Source organism: Streptomyces sp. NPDC052396, from assembly GCF_044593195.1.
In the GTDB taxonomy this organism is placed as follows: Bacteria; Actinomycetota; Actinomycetes; order Streptomycetales; family Streptomycetaceae; genus Streptomyces.
The window spans coordinates 220,352-238,323 of the sequence record NZ_JBIUAW010000001.1; the positions used below are offsets into that span (position 1 = coordinate 220,352).

At 70.3% G+C, this 17,972-nt stretch carries 12 protein-coding genes and 2 pseudogenes; 4 read left to right on the forward strand and 10 right to left on the reverse strand.

From position 1 onward, the window contains the following. Nucleotides 1-54 precede the first annotated feature (54 nt). A complete protein-coding gene (gene pepN, locus ACIHFE_RS01065; RefSeq protein WP_400103245.1) occupies nt 55-2,622 on the reverse strand; it encodes an aminopeptidase N in 2,568 nt (855 codons plus the stop codon). Between the two features lie 296 nt (nt 2,623-2,918). Here pepN (ACIHFE_RS01065) and ACIHFE_RS01070 point away from each other — a divergent pair. Further along, nucleotides 2,919-3,266: pseudogene (locus tag ACIHFE_RS01070) on the forward strand (Uma2 family endonuclease); the annotation flags it as partial. On the opposite strand, the gene ACIHFE_RS01075 reads toward ACIHFE_RS01070, so the two are convergent. The 5 genes and pseudogenes from ACIHFE_RS01075 to ACIHFE_RS01095 form a co-directional block, all read right to left on the reverse strand. Continuing rightward, nucleotides 3,214-4,245: an aspartate-semialdehyde dehydrogenase gene (locus ACIHFE_RS01075; RefSeq protein ID WP_400103247.1), complete on the reverse strand. Its 1,032-nt coding sequence runs from the start codon at nt 4,243-4,245 to the stop codon at nt 3,214-3,216. The pseudogene ACIHFE_RS01070 and the gene ACIHFE_RS01075 overlap by 53 nt on opposite strands. A gap of 105 nt (nt 4,246-4,350) precedes the next feature. Next, nucleotides 4,351-4,656: a type II toxin-antitoxin system PemK/MazF family toxin gene (locus ACIHFE_RS01080; RefSeq protein ID WP_400103249.1), complete on the reverse strand. Its 306-nt coding sequence runs from the start codon at nt 4,654-4,656 to the stop codon at nt 4,351-4,353. Next, complete coding sequence (locus ACIHFE_RS01085; RefSeq protein WP_400103251.1) at nt 4,653-4,859, reverse strand: toxin-antitoxin system HicB family antitoxin; 207 nt, start codon at nt 4,857-4,859, stop codon at nt 4,653-4,655. Before ACIHFE_RS01085 ends, ACIHFE_RS01080 begins: the two co-directional genes overlap by 4 nt. A 19-nt stretch (nt 4,860-4,878) precedes the next feature. After that, nucleotides 4,879-5,208, reverse strand: coding sequence for a hypothetical protein (locus ACIHFE_RS01090; RefSeq protein WP_400103253.1), 330 nt, complete (start codon nt 5,206-5,208; stop codon nt 4,879-4,881). A 94-nt stretch (nt 5,209-5,302) separates the two neighbouring features. After that, a pseudogene (locus ACIHFE_RS01095) lies at nt 5,303-7,993 on the reverse strand (S8 family serine peptidase); the annotation flags it as partial. A gap of 457 nt (nt 7,994-8,450) precedes the next feature. Between ACIHFE_RS01095 and ACIHFE_RS01100 the strand changes: the two are divergent. Next, complete coding sequence (locus tag ACIHFE_RS01100) at nt 8,451-10,190, forward strand: TIGR03767 family metallophosphoesterase (protein WP_400103255.1); 1,740 nt, start codon at nt 8,451-8,453, stop codon at nt 10,188-10,190. Here ACIHFE_RS01100 and ACIHFE_RS01105 read toward each other — a convergent pair whose 3' ends face one another. Beyond that, entirely contained in the window at nt 10,191-11,222 is a 1,032-nt protein-coding gene (locus ACIHFE_RS01105) for a hypothetical protein (protein WP_400103257.1), read from the reverse strand. Nucleotides 11,223-11,351: 129 nt separating this feature from the next. Further along, a complete protein-coding gene (pepN, locus tag ACIHFE_RS01110; RefSeq protein ID WP_400103259.1) occupies nt 11,352-13,943 on the reverse strand; it encodes an aminopeptidase N in 2,592 nt (863 codons plus the stop codon). A gap of 102 nt (nt 13,944-14,045) precedes the next feature. Here pepN (ACIHFE_RS01110) and ACIHFE_RS01115 point away from each other — a divergent pair, with 102 nt between their 5' ends. After that, nucleotides 14,046-14,681 carry a DsbA family protein gene (locus tag ACIHFE_RS01115; RefSeq protein WP_400103261.1) on the forward strand — a complete coding sequence of 212 codons (636 nt, stop codon included), beginning with the start codon at nt 14,046-14,048 and terminating at the stop codon, nt 14,679-14,681. Nucleotides 14,682-14,764: 83 nt separating this feature from the next. Further along, the gene (locus tag ACIHFE_RS01120) at nt 14,765-15,397 is read left to right on the forward strand and encodes a hypothetical protein (RefSeq protein WP_400103263.1); all 633 of its coding nucleotides are present in this window, start codon (nt 14,765-14,767) and stop codon (nt 15,395-15,397) included. A 132-nt stretch (nt 15,398-15,529) separates the two neighbouring features. Here ACIHFE_RS01120 and ACIHFE_RS01125 read toward each other — a convergent pair whose 3' ends face one another. Continuing rightward, nucleotides 15,530-16,171 carry a superoxide dismutase gene (locus tag ACIHFE_RS01125; RefSeq protein WP_400103265.1) on the reverse strand — a complete coding sequence of 214 codons (642 nt, stop codon included), beginning with the start codon at nt 16,169-16,171 and terminating at the stop codon, nt 15,530-15,532. Between the two features lie 189 nt (nt 16,172-16,360). Continuing rightward, nucleotides 16,361-17,782 carry an amino acid permease gene (locus ACIHFE_RS01130; RefSeq protein ID WP_400103266.1) on the reverse strand — a complete coding sequence of 474 codons (1,422 nt, stop codon included), beginning with the start codon at nt 17,780-17,782 and terminating at the stop codon, nt 16,361-16,363. Nucleotides 17,783-17,972: the final 190 nt, after the last annotated feature.

Sequence of the window (17,972 nt, forward strand, 5' to 3'; positions counted from 1 at the left end):
TGCCGTAAGGGCCGGGGCGCAGCCGCCCCGGCCCTTATGTGCGTCCCGGTGTTGTTACGCCGCCGCGTCGGCCGCCTGCGCCTTGAGCGCGCGCTCCACGCCCGCCCGGGCCTCGGTCACCAGCCGGCGCAGACCGGCGGCCGGCTCGGCGGTCGCCAGCCAGGCGTCGGTGGCGTCCAGCGTGGCCTGGGAGATCTGCAGCGCCGGGTAGAGACCCGTGACGATCTGCTGGGCGACCTCATGGTCCCGGGTCTCCCAGATCCGCTTGATCACCGAGAAGTAGGTGGTGGTGTACGGGGCCAGCAGATCCCGCTGGTCGGCCTGGACAAAGCCGCCGATCACCGACTCCTGGACCGCGTTGGGCAGCTTGCCCTGCCCGACCACCAGCTCCCAGGCGTCCGTCTTGGCCTCGGCCGTCGGCCGGGAGGCCCGCGCCCAGGCCGCGTGCTGCTCGCCCGCCGAGGTGCGGTCCCGCGCCAGCTCGGCGTCGATCGCCTGCTGGTCGGCCCGTCCGGTGGACGCCAGCCGGATCAGCAGGTCCCAGCGCAGATCGGTGTCCACCACCAGGCCCTCGACCGTCTCACTACCGTCCAGCAGGGCGGCCAGCAGGTCCAGCTGGGGGGCGGTACGGGCGGTGGCGGCGAAGGCCCGGGCCCAGGACAGCTGGTGGTCGCTGCCCGGCTGGGCCGCCCGCAGGTGCTCCAGGGTGGCCTCGGTCCACCGGGCCAGGCCGGTCTCCCGCCAGTCGGGCGCCGCGTACAGGTCCAGGGCCAGCTTCACCTGGCGCTGCAGCGACTGCACCACGCCGATGTCCGACTCCTTGGCGATCCCGGAGAGCACCAGCTCCAGGTAGTCCCGGGTGGCCAGCTCGCCGTCCCGGGTCATGTCCCAGGCCGAGGCCCAGCACAGGGCGCGCGGCAGCGACTCGGCGAAGTCGCCCAGGTGCGCGGTGACCGTCTTCAGCGACTCCTCGTCCAGGCGCACCTTGGCGTAGGACAGGTCGTCGTCGTTGAGCAGCACCACCGCCGGGCGGCTCTTGCCCGCCAGCTGCGGAACCTCGGTCAGCTCGCCGTCGATGTCCAGCTCGATCCGCTCGGTGCGCACCAGGCTGCCGTCCACCAGCTCATAGCAGCCGATGGCGATCCGGTGCGGCCGCAGGGTGGGCTCGCCCTTGGCGCCCTCGGGCAGCGGATTGGCCTCCTGGCGCACCGCGAAGGAGGTGATCACGCCCGTGCCGTCGGTGACGATCTCCGGCCGCAGGGTGTTGATCCCGGCCGTCTCCAGCCAGGCCCGCGACCAGGTCCGCAGGTCCCGCCCGGAGGTCTTCTCCAGGGCGCCCAGCAGATCGCCCAACTGCGTGTTGCCATAGGCGTGTTCCTTGAAATACGCCTGCACCCCGCGGAAGAACTCGTCCTGGCCGACGTACGCCACCAGCTGCTTGAGCACCGAGGCGCCCTTGGCATAGGTGATGCCGTCAAAGTTGACCAGCACATCCTCCAGGTCGTTGATCTCCGCCATGATCGGGTGGGTGGAGGGCAGCTGGTCCTGCCGGTAGGCCCAGGTCTTCATGGAGTTGGCGAAGGTGGTCCAGGAGTGCGGCCACCTGGAGCCGGGCGCGGCGGCCTGGCAGGCGATGGAGGTGTAGGTGGCGAACGACTCGTTCAGCCACAGGTCGTTCCACCACTTCATGGTGACCAGGTCGCCGAACCACATATGGGCCAGCTCATGCAGGATGGTCTCGGCCCGCAGCTCATACGACGCGTCCGTCACCTTGGAGCGGAAGACATACTGGTCGCGAATGGTCACCGCGCCCGCGTTCTCCATGGCGCCCGCGTTGAACTCCGGCACGAACAGCTGGTCGTACTTGGCGAAGGGGTAGGCGTAGTCGAACTTCTCCTGGAACCAGTCGAAGCCCTGCCGGGTCACCTCGAAGATGGCGTCCGCGTCCAGGAACTCGGCCAGCGACGGACGGCAGTAGATGCCCAGCGGGACGGTCCGCCCGTCCTTCTCATAGCTGCTGTGCACGCTGTGGTACGGGCCCGCGATCAGCGCGGTGATGTAGGTGGAGATCCGGGGCGTGGGCTCGAACCGCCAGATGCCGTCCGCCGGACGCTCCGGGGTGGGCGAGTTGGAGATCACCGTCCAGCCCTCGGGGGCCCGCACGGTGAAGGTGAAGGTGGCCTTCAGGTCCGGCTGTTCGAAGGAGGCGAAGACCCGGCGGGCGTCCGGCACCTCGAACTGGGTGTACAGATAAGCCTGGTTGTCGACGGGGTCGACGAAACGGTGCAGTCCCTCACCGGTGTTGGTGTACGCGCAGTCCGCCACCACCCGCAGCTCATTGCGCCCCGCGCGCAGCCCGCGCAGCACGATCCGGCTGTCCGCGAACACCTCGGAGGGCTGGTGCGCCTCACCATTGAGCACCACCTGGTGCACCTCGGGCGCCACCAGATCGATAAAGCTGTCCGCCCCGGCCTCGGCCGAGTCGAACCGCACGGTGGTCACCGAGCGGAACCGGCCGCCCTGCTGCGCCCCGGAGAGGTCGAGCTCGATCTCATAGGAGTCCACGGTGAGCAGCCGCGCCCGCCGCTCGGCCTCTTCCCGCGTCAGATTCGTGCCAGGCACCTGGGCTTCTCCTTCACTTCCCGCTCAACTGGACTTTCCGGGTCATCCTTCCACGGAGGGGTGCGGGGGTGCAGTGTTGGATTCCGGGCGAGGGGGCGCCTCTACCGGCCTTGCGGCCACGGTGGGGCTGGAACGGCGGTGGGCCACTCGATAGGGGGTCACGCGCTGCGACCGGAGCCCGGCCGCGTCCGTACGGTGGGTGTCGGCCCCCGACCGAGAGCACATGACGAGGACCGTATGCGAGCCAAGCCGGACCACGAGCTGATGCGCTTTCTGGACCAGATCCCCGAACTCGATGGTTCCCGGCAGACCGGGTCGCGATGGTCGTCGAAGTCCTGTCCAACGGGCGGTGCGGTGACTACCTGGCCAAGCGCCGCTGGTACGCCATGAGCCGCATTCCGCAGCACCTGCTCGTCGATATCGCCGATGGCGTGTGCGAGCTGCACTCGCATCCGCTGGGGGCGGCTTACCGAACGGTGGAAACCCACCGGTTCGGTGAGCGGGTCAAGCTGTCGGAGCCCTTTGGCTTCGCCGTGGACACCGCCGGGCTGCGGTGGGCCGGGCCCCCGGACGGGAGCCCGGCCCCGCCGGTCAGGCGGAGCGCAGCTCCTCCGCCACCAGCTCCGCGATCTGCACCGCGTTGAGCGCCGCGCCCTTGCGGAGGTTGTCGTTGGAGACGAACAGGGCCAGGCCGTGCTCCACGGTCTCGTCGGCGCGGATGCGGCCCACATAGGAGGCATCCCGGCCGGCCGCCTGGAGCGGGGTGGGGATCTCGGAGAGCTCCACGCCGGGGGCGTCCTTGAGCAGCTCATAGGCGCGCTCCACGGACAGCGGGCGCTCAAAGCGGGCGTTGACCTGGAGGGAGTGGCCGGTGAAGACCGGGACCCGGACGCAGGTGCCGGAGACCTTGAGCTCCGGGATCTCCAGGATCTTGCGGGACTCGTTGCGGAGCTTCTGCTCCTCGTCGGTCTCGAAGCTGCCGTCGTCCACGAGGGAGCCGGCCAGCGGCAGCACATTGAAGGCGATGGTGCGCTGGTAGACGCCCGGCTCGGGGAAGTCCACGGCCCGGCCGTCGTGCACCAGCTCGGGGCCGTGCTCGGCCGCCTTGCGGACCTGGCCGTCCAGCTCGGCCACGCCGGCCAGGCCGGAGCCGGAGACCGCCTGGTAGGTGGTGGCGACGAGGGAGGTCAGCCCCGCCTCCAGGTGCAGCGGCTTGAGCACCGGCATCGCGGCCATGGTGGTGCAGTTGGGGTTGGCGATGATGCCCTTGGGGCGGTCGGCGATGGCGTGCGGGTTGACCTCGGAGACCACCAGCGGGACCTCGGGGTCGCGGCGCCAGGCCGAGGAGTTGTCGATCACCACGGCGCCCTGGGCGGCGACCTTCTCCGCCAGCGCCCTGGAGGTGGCGCCGCCCGCGGAGAACAGCACGATGTCCAGGCCGGAGTAGTCGGCGGTGGCCGCGTCCTCGACCGTGATCTCCTGGTCCAGCCAGGGCAGCGTGGAGCCGGCGGAACGGGCCGAGGCGAACAGGCGCAGCTGCGTGACCGGGAATTTCCGCTCGGCGAGGATCTTGCGCATGACCGCGCCGACCTGACCGGTGGCTCCGACGATTCCGATCCGCATAAGGGCTCCCTACTGAGGTAGCAGTACGTTCCCATCATGCGGGGGGACCGGTACCAAAAGTCCAATCCGTTGTCCGAGGGGCGGGACGGGCGGCGCCGGCCGGGATCAGAGGTCCAGCGTGGAGCGCACGGCGTTCTCGACGCGCGCCATGGTGTCCGCGGGCACCTGCCCCAGCAGCTTTCCGTCCTCGAAACGCTGGGCCGCGTACTGGGTCATGTTCACCGGTACCGCCACCGCCTGTACCGGGGCGCTGATGGGGACGGACAGCAGAGTGTCGGGGTAGGCCCCGGCGGGGTGCAGGAGCAGGCACACCGCGGCCCGGTAGCTGGCGTTTGCTTCGTCGATGGACAGCACCAGCACGGTGCGCGTGGCGTTGGGCAGGGACAGTTCCCAGACGGTGCCACGCTTCACCGGATGTCTCCGGCCGGGTCGTCGTCCTGGGTGTCGACGAGGAGGACGCCGCCGATGGCGGCCTGGGCCTCTGCGGCTTCCTTGACCATCTGGCGACGCAAGGTGCGGATCATGTAGGCGTTCAGGGAGAGACCTGAATCGGCGGCCGCCTTGCGCACTTCGGCGTCCAGTTCATCGGGGATGCGAAGTGTGAATACAGACATGCCACCACCATAGTCACCGTCACCGGCGCCGCGCAGGCTGCTCGGCGACCTCGCGCGTGGCCTCGTCCAGGAGCGCGGCGATTTCTGAGGAAGCGGCGCGGGCCGCCTCATGAGTGGCGGCCTCGGCGACGGCGGCTTCGAGTTCGGCGAGCCTGGCGGCCCGGGCGGGCGGGCGGCGCAGGGCCACGAACACCGCCCACCGGTAGCGGAAGGTCTGTATGGGCACGGTGCTGTCCGTCCGCACCGCTTCCTGCCGGGCCGCGTGGAACTCCCGCTCGAAGCGGACGGCGGCAGAGGGATCGAGCCGTGTGACGGCTACGCGCAGCGCCGCCTCGGTCCGCAGAGGCATGGGAAACAGTGTGCCGTACCGGGGGCCGATGGGGCGGGCGCCCGCCATGGACGCCCGCCCCGGAACCGAAGGACCGCCTACTCGATGATCACTGCGCGCCCAGCGCGGTGGCGGTCAGCGTGTAGGGGTTGTCCAGCAGCGGCGAGGTACGGCGCGACTCGACCTCGATCTCCCAGACGCCGGGGATCGGATCGGCGTAGGTGCGCAGGTCGGGGCGGCAGGTGTTCTTGGGGTTGGGGTAGTTGGGGTAGCAGTTGGGCGTGCTGGTGGGGTCCATCGTCATGCCACGGGAGTCGATGGCGATGAACCGGGTCTGGCTGCCCTGGCGCAGGCCGCCCAGCTGGAGCTGGAGGGTCTTGGTGCCCTGGGGCACGCTGATGAAGTACGAGCGGGTGGCGTTGCGCTGCACCGAGCCGGACCGCTTGACCTCGAGGGACGGCTTGGCCAGCGGCTCGGCGACCACCACGGTGGTCATCATCTGGAGGTCGATGCCCTCGGTGCGCGGGTCGTCCACGGCCAGGATGGCGGTGTGGATGCCGGCCGCGCGGGGCTTGGCCTTGACCTTGACGGTGACCGGCTTGTTCAGCGGCAGCCGCACCCGGCCGGGGCCGGACAGGCTGAACGTTCCGTCGTTGTTGCGCCACTTCAGGTCGTGCCACACAGGCCGGGCGGGGCCGGAGGTGCGGGTGACGGTGACCTCATAGGTCTTGCTCTGCCCGGCCTTGAGGCCGCCCTCGCGGTCGTAGATGCCGGTGCCGAAGTTGGGGGTCCGCAGCCTGCCGGAAAGCACCGTGGAGACCGGGGCCTTGACCTGGTAGTCATGGGCGGACGCGCCATGCCGCAGCGACTTCCAGGCGTCCCGGATGTCGATCAGGCCGGCGCCCTGCTCATAGGCCTGGAAGCCCTTGATCTGGTGGGCGGTGCTGGTGAGCGCGGTGCGCAGGGCGGCCGGGGTGAGCTTCATCCGCTGCTGCTTGGCGGCCGAGATCAGCAGCGCCGAGGCGCCGGTGGCCTGCGGGGAGGCCATCGAGGTGCCCTGCAACATCCCGTAGCCGGCGGGCAGTTGGTAGCCGGACTCGGCGACCGGAGCACCCGGCTCCCAGGTGGGTGTGGTGTTGATGGAGGCGCCGGGGGCGGTGAGGGTGGGCGTGAAGCCGCCGTCCTCGCGCGGGCCGCGGGAGGAGAAGGGCATCATCGCGTAGGGAGTCTTCACCTCCGAGCCGTAGTTGGCGGCCCAGGTCTCCTTGGAGATGGCCGCGCCCACGCTGATCACCTTGTCGGCCAGCCCGGGGTTGCCGATGGTGTTGGCGCCGGGGCCGTCATTGCCCGCGGAGATCACCAGCTGCACCCCGTACTGGTCGATCAGCCGGGTGTAGAGCTTGTCGCGGTCGTCATTGCCGTCGTTGAGGGCGCGCAGCCCGCCGATGGACATATTGATGATGTCCACGCCGTGGTTGACGACGAGGTCGATCATGCCTTCCTTGAGCGCGACATTGGTGCAGCCGCCGCTCCAGGTGCAGGCCCGGGAGGAGACTATCTTCGCGCCGGGGGCGGCGCCGCTCATCCTGCCGCCGAACAGGCCGTTGGCCGCGGTGATGCCGGCGACATGGGTGCCGTGCTCGGACTCGACCACACCGATGTTGACGAAGTCGGCCTTCTTGCCGATCCAGTCACCGCCCTTGGGGTCCATCGGCACGTCCTTGCGGATCTGCACGGTGAACGGAATCCGGGTGGCCAGCTGGGACTTGGGGTCCTGCTTGCCGAAGTACCCCACCTGGAAGCCGTCCTTGTAGGGCTTCATCTCGGTGGCGTGGCGGAAGTCCCCGTCGTTGTCCAGGTCGACGCGGACGGTGCCCTTCTTCGGGTCGTAGAGGACCGCCCAGGAGTCGGTGGTGTCACCGTCCCGGTTGAGGTCGCCCTGCATATCGCCGCCGATGGTGGCGCTCTCCTTGAACAGCGCCACCTGGTAGTCGCCTTCGGGGGCGGTGTAGGTGCGGCCGTTGAAGGCGAAGGAGGGCCCGTGCACCTCGGTGGTCATCGGCAGCCAGGTGCCGTCGCCGTCCAGCAGCGGGTCGGTGGCGGTGACCCAGTCGACGATCTTGCGCTCGCCGGTGGTGGTCCGCTGCAGCGCGGGGTGGGCCAGATCGACGCCGGAGTCCAGGATGCCGATGGTCACGCCCCGGCCGTCGGCCTTGGGGTGCTCCTTGACGAAGTCCACCGCACCGGTCTCGAAGGCGGGCTGGTAGGGGTTCCTGGCCGGGGTGTCCTTGCCGGGGGCCGGGTACTTGCCCTTGGCCGCCTTGGCGCCCGGGGCGGCGTCGCCGTGCGGGGTCGGGTCCGGCAGCCTGATCTGTTCCTTGAGGTCGATGCTCTCCACCGAGGACAGCCGCTCGGCCTGCGCGATGGCGGCGTCCGCCTTGGCGGTGGGCACCGTGACCCGGAGGTAGCCCAGCTGGTCGTAGCTCTTGCCCACCGAGGCGCCCTTGATGGCACCGAGCTTTCCGGCGAGTTGTCCGGTCTGCCCCGGAGTGGTGGAGAACATCATGGTGACCGTCCGGTCACCATCGGCCTTGGCCTTGGCCAGCAGGCCCGCGCCCTGTGAACCCAGCTTGTCCATGGCCGGGTTGGCGGTCTTCACCGCGCCCGGCGCCGGCTGCGGCTCGTCGGCGAGGGCGGGCAGGGTGCCCGCCGCGGTGAGCGCGGCCGCCACGGCGGCCGCGAGGGCTATTCGTCCGGTACGTCTCGCGCCGCCGAGGGCAGCGGCGCGGGAGGCGGGGGTGGTCATAAAGGTCCCTGTGCCTTGAGTGAGTGGTGGTTGACCGCTCACTTTTATGTAACTGACGGCGATTTGGGGAGAGTTGCCGGGCCAGGAACATAAAGATGGCGTAAACCCGCCAGCGGGAGAGCGGGATGAAGCGGGACGGAGAGCGATGAATCGCCCGAACCTCGGCCGACACGCCACCGGGTGTGTGGGGCAAACGGACTACAGCGCCGCCTGACGGCCTTTAAGGTTTCGCCACAGGCGTTCCCACCTGGGTGAACGCTGAGTGAGCGTCAGCACTCCAGGGGACGAGTGATATATGTCGGTTCGCGGTCGCCAAGATCGATGTGAGGTGATCGGCGGCGGCCGTTGCTGCCGTGTTCACGCCGAGGTCACTCGCGCTGCCAACGATCCTCACTGACAGCGGCCGCGGCCCACCCGCCCACCGCACGCCATCGCCTTCGCACTCGGGGAGACCGCCATGCACCGCAGATCCAGCAGATCCGCCGCCTCTCACCTCGACCGTCGTGGGTTCCTGGCGGCGGCCGGCGCCGTCGGCACCGCCGGCGGGCTGGGGCTGGCCCTCGGTGGCCCGGCCGCCGCGGATACCCCGGACCCTGGCCGGCGCCCGGCCGCCGGAACTCCCGCCGCGTCCCCGGCGGACACCGTGGCCGACGCTGCCCCGACCGGCGCCGGCACCACCCTGGCCTCGGTGGCCACCCCGCGCGGCAGCGGCGGCTACCGACGCCTGGGCGACGGCCCCGGCTGGCCCCGCCAGGTGCGCACCGAACTGGCCGCCGCTCACCCCGCCCGGGAGGCCCGCCGCACCACCCTGGCCTCCTTCGTCCAGTTCACCGACCTGCACCTGACGGATGTGCAGCACCCGCTGCGCTATGAGTTCTTCCGCTCCGGCGGCCAGGGCGCCTGGCGCCCGCATGAGGCGCTCACCCTGCCCGGAGTGGTCTCACTGATCGAGCGCGTCAACAAGCTGCGCCACGGTCCGGCCACCGGCTCCCCGCTGCGCTTTGTCATCACCACCGGCGACAACGGCGACGAGAACGCCAAGATCGAGGCCGAGTGGTTCCTCACCGCCATGAGCGGCGGCCGGATGAGCCCCAACACCGGTGACCCCAAGCACTACGAGGGCGTCCAGAACAGCGGCCTCAAGCTCTACTGGCATCCGGACAGTTCACTGCGCGACCAGGACAAGGCGGTCGGCTATCCGCGGATCCACGGCTACCTGGACGCCGCCATGCGCCGCGTCAACAGCCCTGGCCTGAACATCCCCTGGTACTCCACCTTCGGCAACCATGACCTGCTGTCCGGAGGTTGCTACCCGGCCGTCAACTCCTTCATCGCCGAGGTGGCGGTGGGCGGCAAGAAGCTCTACAACATCCCGGCCGACGAGGCCAAGTGGCTGATGGACGGCGAACTGCACGGCGTCGACCCGCGCGGCAAGCGCATAGAGGACCTGCTGCGCCGGCACAAGAAGCAACTGCGCCGGGTCACCCCCGACCCGCACCGGGTGCCGCTGACGCAGCATCAGTACATGGCCATGCACCTGGACCGGAAGTACACCGGCAAGGGACCGGCCGGCCATGGCTACACCCAGGCCAACCTGGACTCCGGGAACCTCTACTACACCTTCCGGGTCTCCGACCGGGTGCTGGGCGTCAGCCTGGACTCCACCTCCCCGGGCGGCCACTACCAGGGCTCCCTGGGCAGTGCCCAGTTCGCCTGGCTGGAGCAGGTGCTCAAGGACCACCGGGACGACTATGTCCTGGTCTTCAGCCACCACCCCAGCTGGAGCATGGACAACACCACCCCCGACCCCTCCCACCCCCAGGACGAGCGGCACGGGGGCGACGAGATGATCGCCCTGCTGCAGAGCCACAAGAACGTGCTGGCCTGGATCAACGGCCACAGCCACCGCAACCGGATCCGGCCGCGCGGCACCTTCTGGGAGATCTCCACCGCCTCCCATGTCGACTATCCGCAGCTCGCCCGCGTCATCGAGGTCACCGACAACCACGACGGCACGGTCTCGCTGTTCACCACCCTGATCGAGTCCGCGGCCCCGCACCGCACCGACTTCCATGACCTCTCGCAGACCGGTCTGGCCTCGCTCTACCGCGAACTGGCCTTCAACGCACCGGGGTCGGACCCCACCCTGGTCGGCGACGCCGCCGACCGCAACACCGAACTGCTCCTCAAGCGCTGATCACCTGGGCAGGATCACCAGGTAGGCGGCGCGGTCGCGGTCGGCCGAGGCCGCCAGCGCGGTCCGGACCACCGCGGCCTGCCGCTCCGTCTGATCGGTGAGCTGCTGCGGGGTGAGGTGCACCACCGCCAGCCCCAGCCGCTCCAGCCGTTCGCGGCGCAGGGCCGGATCGGACCAGTGCTGGCACTCCTCGGTGTGCGGTACCCGGGTGTCGATCTCCACCACCACGCCATGGTCCGGCCAGAAGGCGTCCACCGCGCCCAGGCAGGGGCCGCCCGGCAGCCACAGCTCCACATTCCACAGCGGGGCGGGCAGCGCATGGCCGGCCACCATGGCATACAGCCGGCCCTCGGCGGCCGCCCGGCTCTCGGCCAGCAGGCCGTCCACCGCGGACTGCACCGCCGGCCGGTGCAGCAGCCGGGCCCGGGACAGCTCGCGCACCAGGCGGGACGGCTCGCAGTGTCCGCCACGCACCGCCTCCGTCAACAGCGCCCGGACCGCGGCGGGTTGGCTGAGCTGGGCCACCGCGTCGGCGACCGCGCGGGCCACCGGGGCCACCGGCACCCCGGCCAGCAGCCGGGGGCGGGGCACGGTGTGTGCCCGCACCGGGCGGACGAACCCGGCCGGGCGCAGCCGGCGGGTGCTGGGCACCAGGACGTCGATCCGCTCCAGGGCGGTCACCGGGGGAGCGGAGCCGAAGCCGTGCAGGGCCAGTGCGGCCGGGCCGGTGATCATGGCCTGCCCGTAGGGGGCGGACTCGTCCTCCGGGCCGGGCTGGCGGGGGACGCCCTGGGTGCGCGCCAGGGTGTACATCAGGGCGGCGTGCAGCCGCTCCTCGGCGCTCGCCGGGCCGGAGTGCAGCAGATAGACCCCGGGCAGCAGCGGCTGCCAGGGGCCGCCGGCCCGGCAACGGTCATTGACCGTCGCCGAGGTGACACCGTGCTCGCGGAGCTGACGCGAGGTCATCACCCGGTGCCGGATGTCGGTGAGCTGGTGCAGCGGACGGGGGGAGAGCGGGGTGTCGTAGTTCATGTCCGGGCCATTCCCGCCGTCCGCCGGTCCCTTAACCGTTGTTACAGGCCCGTAGACAAACGCGGACAACACCGGACTAATGCAGGGGCGTTCGATCGTCGAAAGGCCCAACGCCCCTGCCATGGACGGCTATCCGGCCGCCTGGGCGTCCCGGACCTGGGCGCGCAGCGCACGGGCCAGGTCGTCGCGGGACTCCAGCACCACCCGGCGCAGGGCGGGCGCGGCATCGGGGTGGGCGGCCAGCCAGGCGTCGGTGGCCTCCAGCGTCGGCCGGTCGCCCTGGGTCATCGGGAACAGGCCCCGGACGATGTCCAGCGCGATCTCGATGGTGCGGTCCCGCCAGACGTCCTCGAGCACCTCGAAGTAGCGCGGGGCGTAGGGCGCCAGCAGCTCGCGCTGGTCCGGCTGGTCGAAGCCGGAGATGGTGGCCTCGGCCAGGGCGTTGGAGAGGTGGTCGGACTCCACCACCTCCGCCCAGGCCCGGGCCTTGACCTCGGGGTCGGGGCGGGCGGCCAGGCAGCGGACGTGGTGGCGCTTGCCGGAGGCGGTGTTGTCGCGGGCCAGTTCGGCGTCCAGCTCCGCCTGGCCGGCCACGCCCCGGGCGGCCAGGGTGGCCAGGAAGGCCCAGCGCAGCTCCTGGTCCATCTCCAGTCCGTCGATCCGGGCGGTGCCCGCCAACAGGCCCTGGAGCAGGTGCAGTTCATGGTCGGCGGTGGCCAGCTGGGCGAAGGAACGGGCCCAGGCCAGCTGGTGGCCGCTGCCCGGTTCGGCCTGCCGTAGCTCGCTGAACGCGCTCTCGGCCAGCAGCCGCCCGGCCTCCTCGCGGACCTCCGGCACGGTGTAGTGGGTGAGTGCGGTGGCGGCCTGGGCCTGGACGGTCTGGAGCACGCCGATGTCGCTCTCGTCGCCCGCGAAGCGGCGCACCAGCTCCAGGAAGTCACGGGCGGGCAGCAGCGCGTCCCGGGTGAGGTTCCACAGCGCGGACCAGCACAGGGCGCGGGCCAGCGGGTCGGTGAGGTCGCCCAGGTGCCCGCGCAGGGTGGCCAGCGAGCGCTCATTGAAGCGGACCTTGCAGTAGGTCAGGTCGTCGTCGTTGACCAGGACCAGGTCCGGGCGCTCGGCACCGGCCAGCTCGGGCACCACGGTGCGCGCCCCGGCGACATCGGCCTCGGCGCGGGCGTAGCGGAGCAGTTCGGCGCCCTCGCGGCGGTAGAGGCCGACGGCCACCCGGTGCGGGCGCAGTGGCTGGTCGCCGTCCGCCTCCTGGAGCACGGCCAGTTCGGTGATCCGGTCCTGTGCGTCACAAGTGACCTGCGGGGTCAGCGAGTTGACGCCGGAGCTCTGCAGCCAGGACCGGGACCAGGCGGTCATGTCCCGGCCGGAGGTCTCCTCCAGCACCGAGAGCAGGTCGGTGAGGCGGGTGTTGCCATAGGCGTGCCGGGCGAAGTAGCGGCGGGCGCCCTCCAGGAAGGCGTCCCGGCCGGCGTAGGCCACCAGCTGCTTGAGCACCGAGGCGCCCTTGGCATAGGTGATGCCGTCGAAGTTGAGCTTGGCGTCCTGCAGGTCGCGGATGTCGGCGGTGACCGGGTGGGTGGAGGGCAGCTGGTCGGCGCGGTAGGCCCAGGCCTTGCGCCGGTTGGCGAAGGTGACCCAGGCGTTGGTGAAGCGGGTGGCCTCCACCTGGGAGAAGGAGCCCATGAAGTCGGCGAAGGACTCCTTGAGCCACAGGTCGTCCCACCACTCCATGGTGACCAGGTCGCCGAACCACATATGGGCCATCTCATGCAGGATGACATTGGCCCGGCCCTCGTAGGCGGCCCGGGTCACCTTGCCGCGGAAGACGAACTCCTCGCGGAAGGTGACACAGCCCGGGTTCTCCATGGCCCCCAGGTTGTACTCCGGGACAAATGCCTGGTCGTACTTGCCGAAGGGGTACGGGAAGCCGAAGTGCTCATGGAAGAAGTCGAAGCCCTGCTTGGTGACGGTGAAGATGTCATCGGCGTCGAAGTGCTTGGCCAGGCCCTTGCGGCAGAGCGCGCCCAGCGGGATCTCCAGGGTGCCGCCGTCGGGGAGCTCTCGCCGGTAGTGGTCGCGGACCACGTGGTACGGGCCGGCCACCACAGCGGTGATGTAGGTGGAGATGGGGCGGGTGGGCTGGAAGCGCCAGGCAGCGGAGGTGGTGTCCACGGGGGCGCACTCGCCGTCCTGCGCGCCGTTGCTGAGCACGGTCCAGCCGGTGGGGGCGGTGACCGCGAAGGTGAACGGGGCCTTGAGGTCGGGCTGTTCGAAGTTGGCGAAAACCCGGCGGGCGTCGGCCGGTTCGTACTGGGTGTAGAGGTAGACCTCGCCGTCCTCCGGGTCCACAAAGCGGTGCATGCCCTCGCCGGTGCGGCTGTAGGCGCACTGGGCGTCCACCACCAGGACGTTGTCGGCCTCCAGGTCCGTCAGCGCGATCCGGGAGCCGTCGAAGACGGCGGCCGGGTCCAGCTCGCGGCCGTTGAGGGTGGCCGAGGTGACGGAGGGTGCCAGCAGATCGGCGAAGCTCGCGGCACCGGGCTCGGCGCAGCGGAAGCGGATCGTGGTCACCGAGCGGAAGGTGCGGGGCTCGCCCTTCGCCTCACCCACCGCGGAACGCAGGTCCAGCGCCACGTCATAGGCGTCCACGGTCAGCAGCGCGGCCCGCTGCCGGGCCTCCTCGCGGGTCAGATTCTCGCCGGGCACGTGCGGGCTCCCTCGGATCGGCTGGACTTTCGAGCTTGAGGAATCATGGCATGGGGGCGGTTGTTGAATTGCTGACCGTTCATTGCGTACGAGGAGCCAAGGGTGACCGCACACAAGAAGACCACGGCCGACTTCTGGTTCGACCCGCTGTGCCCGTGGGCGTGGATGACCTCCCGCTGGATGCTGGAGGTGGAGAAGCTGCGCCCGGTGCGGGTGCGCTGGCATGTGATGAGCCTGGCGGTGCTCAATGAGAACCGGCTGGACGAGCTGCCGGAGGACTACGCCGAGGCCATGCGCAATGCCTGGGGCCCGGTGCGGGTGTGCGTCGCCGCGGCGCAGGAGCATGGCGAGGAGGTGCTGGGCCGCCTCTACACCGCGCTGGGCACCCGCTTCCACAACCAGGGGCTGCCGCGGGAGCGGGAGACCATCATCGCCGCCCTGGAGGAGGCCGGGCTCCCGGCGTCCCTGGCGGACGCGGCCGGCTCCGACGCCTATGACGAGGCGCTGCGCAAGTCGCACGCCGAGGGCATCGAGAAGGTGGGCACGGAGGTGGGCACTCCGGTGATCGCGGTGCCGGGCCCCGAGGGGCGTGAGGTGGCCTTCTTCGGGCCGGTGGTGACCCCCGCCCCCAAGGGCGAGGCCGCGGCCAGATTGTGGGACGGCACGCTGCTGGTGGCGTCCACGCCGGGCTTCTACGAGATCAAGCGGACGCGGACCGAGGGCCCCGTCTTCGACTGAGGGTGCGCCCCTCACGGGCACCGTGTCCCCCGGGGGAACCCGGTGGGCGGGCGTGGGGCGGGCCCGCATCGTAAGGTCGCGCCATGGGCCAGACCGACCTCACCGAGCCCCTGGGCCGTGACGGCGGCTGGGCGGAGGCGGAGCCGCCGTGCGCCAACGCCGCCTTCGCGGAGCTGCCGGTGCGGCCCTATGACCTGCTGACGCTCGCCGTCTGCTGGGTGCTGTGGCCACTGTGGTGGCTGCTGGGCCTGCGCCGGGCGGCCGGCATGCTGCGGCACTACATCGGCGCCACCGGCACCCCCCGCCGGGTGGACGCCGAGGCGCTGCTCGCGCTGCCGGCCGTCCGGGCCGCGGCCGAGGAGCAGCTGGCGCGATGGCGGACGGAGGCCCTGGCCCGCTGGAACGCCGGGCCGGCGCCGCGCGCCCCCGCCGCGTACCCCGCCGACAGCGGATGGCGGGACGCCCTGATCACCTGGCGGGTGCACACCGACTGGTGGCTGGCGCTGCGCTGTGTGGAGTTCCGGCTGACCGGCACCGTCCGGGTGGCCCCCGATGGCTCCACCGCCGTCGACTACCGCTTCGCGGTGGCCAAGAGCTGGAACTTCGACCGGGGCAAGTCGGAGTGCGGGGTGCCGTTCGCCCCCTTCGCCCGGCTGCATGAAACCGGGCTCGCCCGCCAATTCACCGTAACCGGCGAGGCGTTCGGGCACGCCTGAGACCATGGGCACGGTAAAAGGCCCATGAGGAAGGCCCCCGCGCGAGTCGACCGCGCGGGGGCCTCCGCCGTGCCTGCCGCGTGACACGGGTGAGAAGACGATCACGAGCAGGCAGCCCGGGAAGGCGGAGGATCAGGGCGCCAGCAGCAGCGCGTTGCCGCGCTCCTTCGCGGCCGCGTAACGCCTGGCCACGTCCTGCCAGTTGACGACCCGCCACATCGCCTCGATGAAGTCCACCTTCTGGTTCTTGTACTGGAGGTAGAAGGCGTGCTCCCAGGCGTCGAAGACCAGGATCGGGGTGGAGCCCTGGCCCACGTTGCCCTGGTGGTCGTAGACCTGCTCCACGATCAGCTTGCCGCTGAGCGGCTCGTAGGCGAGCACGCCCCAGCCCGAACCCTGTGTGGTGGCCGAGGCCTTGGACAGCTGGGCCTTGAACTTGGCGAAGGAGCCGAAGGATTCGGCGATGGCGTCGGCCAGTTCGCCCACGCCGTCCTTCTCCAGCGGCTCGCCGCCGCCGTCGCCGGTCATGTTCTGCCAGTAGATGCTGTGCAGGATGTGGCCGGAGAGGTGGAAGGCGAGGTTCTTCTCCAGGCCGTTGACGGCGCCCCACTGGTCCTTGTCGCGGGCCTCGGCCAGCTGCTCCAGGGTGTCGTTGGCGCCCTTGACGTAAGCCGCGTGGTGCTTGTCGTGGTGCAGCTCAATGATCTTCGCGTCGATGACGGGCTGGAGAGCCGCGTAGTCGTACGGGAGTTCAGGAAGTGTGTAGATGGCCATGCCGAGCCCTCCGACTGCTTATTGCAATTAACTTGCAGGTAGACGCTATCAGCAAGTGCTTTGCTGTGGCGGGTTCAGGGCGGGTTCAGGGCGGGATCGGGGGCGTTCTCGGGCCAAAGACGGAGGCGGGGTGGGTCCTGGGATTCAGGACCCACCCCGCCCGGGTGGTTCGGTTGAGCTGTTGGAGCGTCAGCCGCGCCTGGCGGCGGCCGAACGCTGGCGCAGATAGCCGGTGAGCGCCAGGACCACGGTGAGCCCGGCGGTGGCGTACAGCTGCTCGGCGGTGTCCTGCTCGCGCAGCATCAGGCCCAGGGTGGCCACAACCCCGGCCAGCGCCACCCAGGTCAGATAGGGGAAGGCCCACATCCGCACCACCAGGCGCTCCGGCTCCTCACGCTCCAGCTTGCGCCGCAGCATCAGCTGGGTGGCGGCGATAAAGCCCCAGACCACCAGCACGGCGGCGCCGGTCATATAGAGCAGCCACTTGAAGACGGTGGTGGGCCACCAGTAGCTGAACAGCACCGCCAGGAAGCCGAAGGCCGAGGAGGCCAGCACGGTCAGGCGCGGCACCCCGCCGCTGACCTTGGCCAGGAAGCGCGGGCCCTCGCCACGCTGGACCAGCGAGTGGGACATCCGGGAGGCGCCGTAGATATTGGCGTTCATCGCCGAGAGCAGGGCGGCCAGCACAATCACATCCATGATCCGGCCGGCCGCGGGGATGTCGAGGTAGTTGAGCACCGCGACATAGGGGCCGTCGGTGACCACCGACTTGTCGGTCCACGGCAGCAGGGTGACCACCACCAGCATGGAGCCCACATAGAACAGCGCGATCCGCCACATCGCGGTGCGCACCGCCTTGGCGACGCCCTTGACCGGCTGCTCCGACTCGGCCGCTGCGATGGTCACCGTCTCCAGGCCGCCGTAGGCGAACACCGAGGCCAGCAGTCCGGCCACCAGACCGTCGGTGCCATGGGGCAGGAAGCCGCCGCGTCCGGTGAGGTTGTCGGTGCCCGGGGCGGAAGTGCCCGGCAGCAGGCCCAGGATGGCCAGTACGCCGATGACCAGGAAGGCGCCGATGGCCGCCACCTTGAGCGCGGCGAACCAGAACTCGAACTCGCCGAAGTTGCCGACCGCCGCCAGGTTGGTCCCGCAGAACACGGCCATAAACAGCAGCACCCACATCCACGAGGGAGTGGACGGGAACCACTTCACCATGATGGACGCGGCGCCGATGGCCTCCACCGCGATGCCCACACACAGCTCTATCCAGAACATCCAGCCGGCGGTGAAGCCCGCCCAGGGGCCTATGGCGCGCTCGGCGTGCACGGAGAAGGTGCCGGAGGCGGGGTTGGCCGCGGCCATCTCACCCAGCATCCGCATCACCAGCATCACCAGCAGTCCGGACACCGCATAGGCGAGCACAATCCCGGGGCCGGCGGCCGCGATACCGGTGCCCGAGCCCACGAACAGACCGGCGCCGATCACCCCGCCGAGGGCGATCATCGACAGATGGCGTTGCTTGAGACCGTGTGACAGGGCGCCGTCGGCCGCGTGCGGCACTGAGTCGGTGACTTCACGCTCGGTCGCGGAGGGCGCGTTGATGCGAGTCATGTGGTGTCCGTCCCCGTGACAAGAGTTATGGAAGGTGAAACAGCGCTGAAAAGTTGCCTCAGTGTGGGGGCGATGTTCGCTCAGGACAACACTTCTGACAGAGGTGTCCGATATTCAGACATCGAGGTGACGCTCCGTGTCTGATGTATCGCCAGAATCCAGGCCTTTTCGGCTCGGTGAGGGCCGGCCT

Excerpts from the sequence above, each read along its gene's own strand:
- ACIHFE_RS01105 (WP_400103257.1), bottom strand. The coding sequence starts at position 11,222 with ATGAACTACGACACCCCGCTCTCCCCCCGTCCGCTGCACCAGCTCACC.
- ACIHFE_RS01130 (WP_400103266.1), bottom strand. The coding sequence starts at position 17,782 with ATGACTCGCATCAACGCGCCCTCCGCGACCGAGCGTGAAGTCACCGAC.
- ACIHFE_RS01100 (WP_400103255.1), top strand. The coding sequence starts at position 8,451 with ATGCACCGCAGATCCAGCAGATCCGCCGCCTCTCACCTCGACCGTCGT.
- ACIHFE_RS01090 (WP_400103253.1), bottom strand. The coding sequence starts at position 5,208 with ATGCCTCTGCGGACCGAGGCGGCGCTGCGCGTAGCCGTCACACGGCTC.
- ACIHFE_RS01075 (WP_400103247.1), bottom strand. The coding sequence starts at position 4,245 with ATGCGGATCGGAATCGTCGGAGCCACCGGTCAGGTCGGCGCGGTCATG.
- ACIHFE_RS01120 (WP_400103263.1), top strand. The coding sequence starts at position 14,765 with ATGGGCCAGACCGACCTCACCGAGCCCCTGGGCCGTGACGGCGGCTGG.
- ACIHFE_RS01125 (WP_400103265.1), bottom strand. The coding sequence starts at position 16,171 with ATGGCCATCTACACACTTCCTGAACTCCCGTACGACTACGCGGCTCTC.
- ACIHFE_RS01085 (WP_400103251.1), bottom strand. The coding sequence starts at position 4,859 with ATGTCTGTATTCACACTTCGCATCCCCGATGAACTGGACGCCGAAGTG.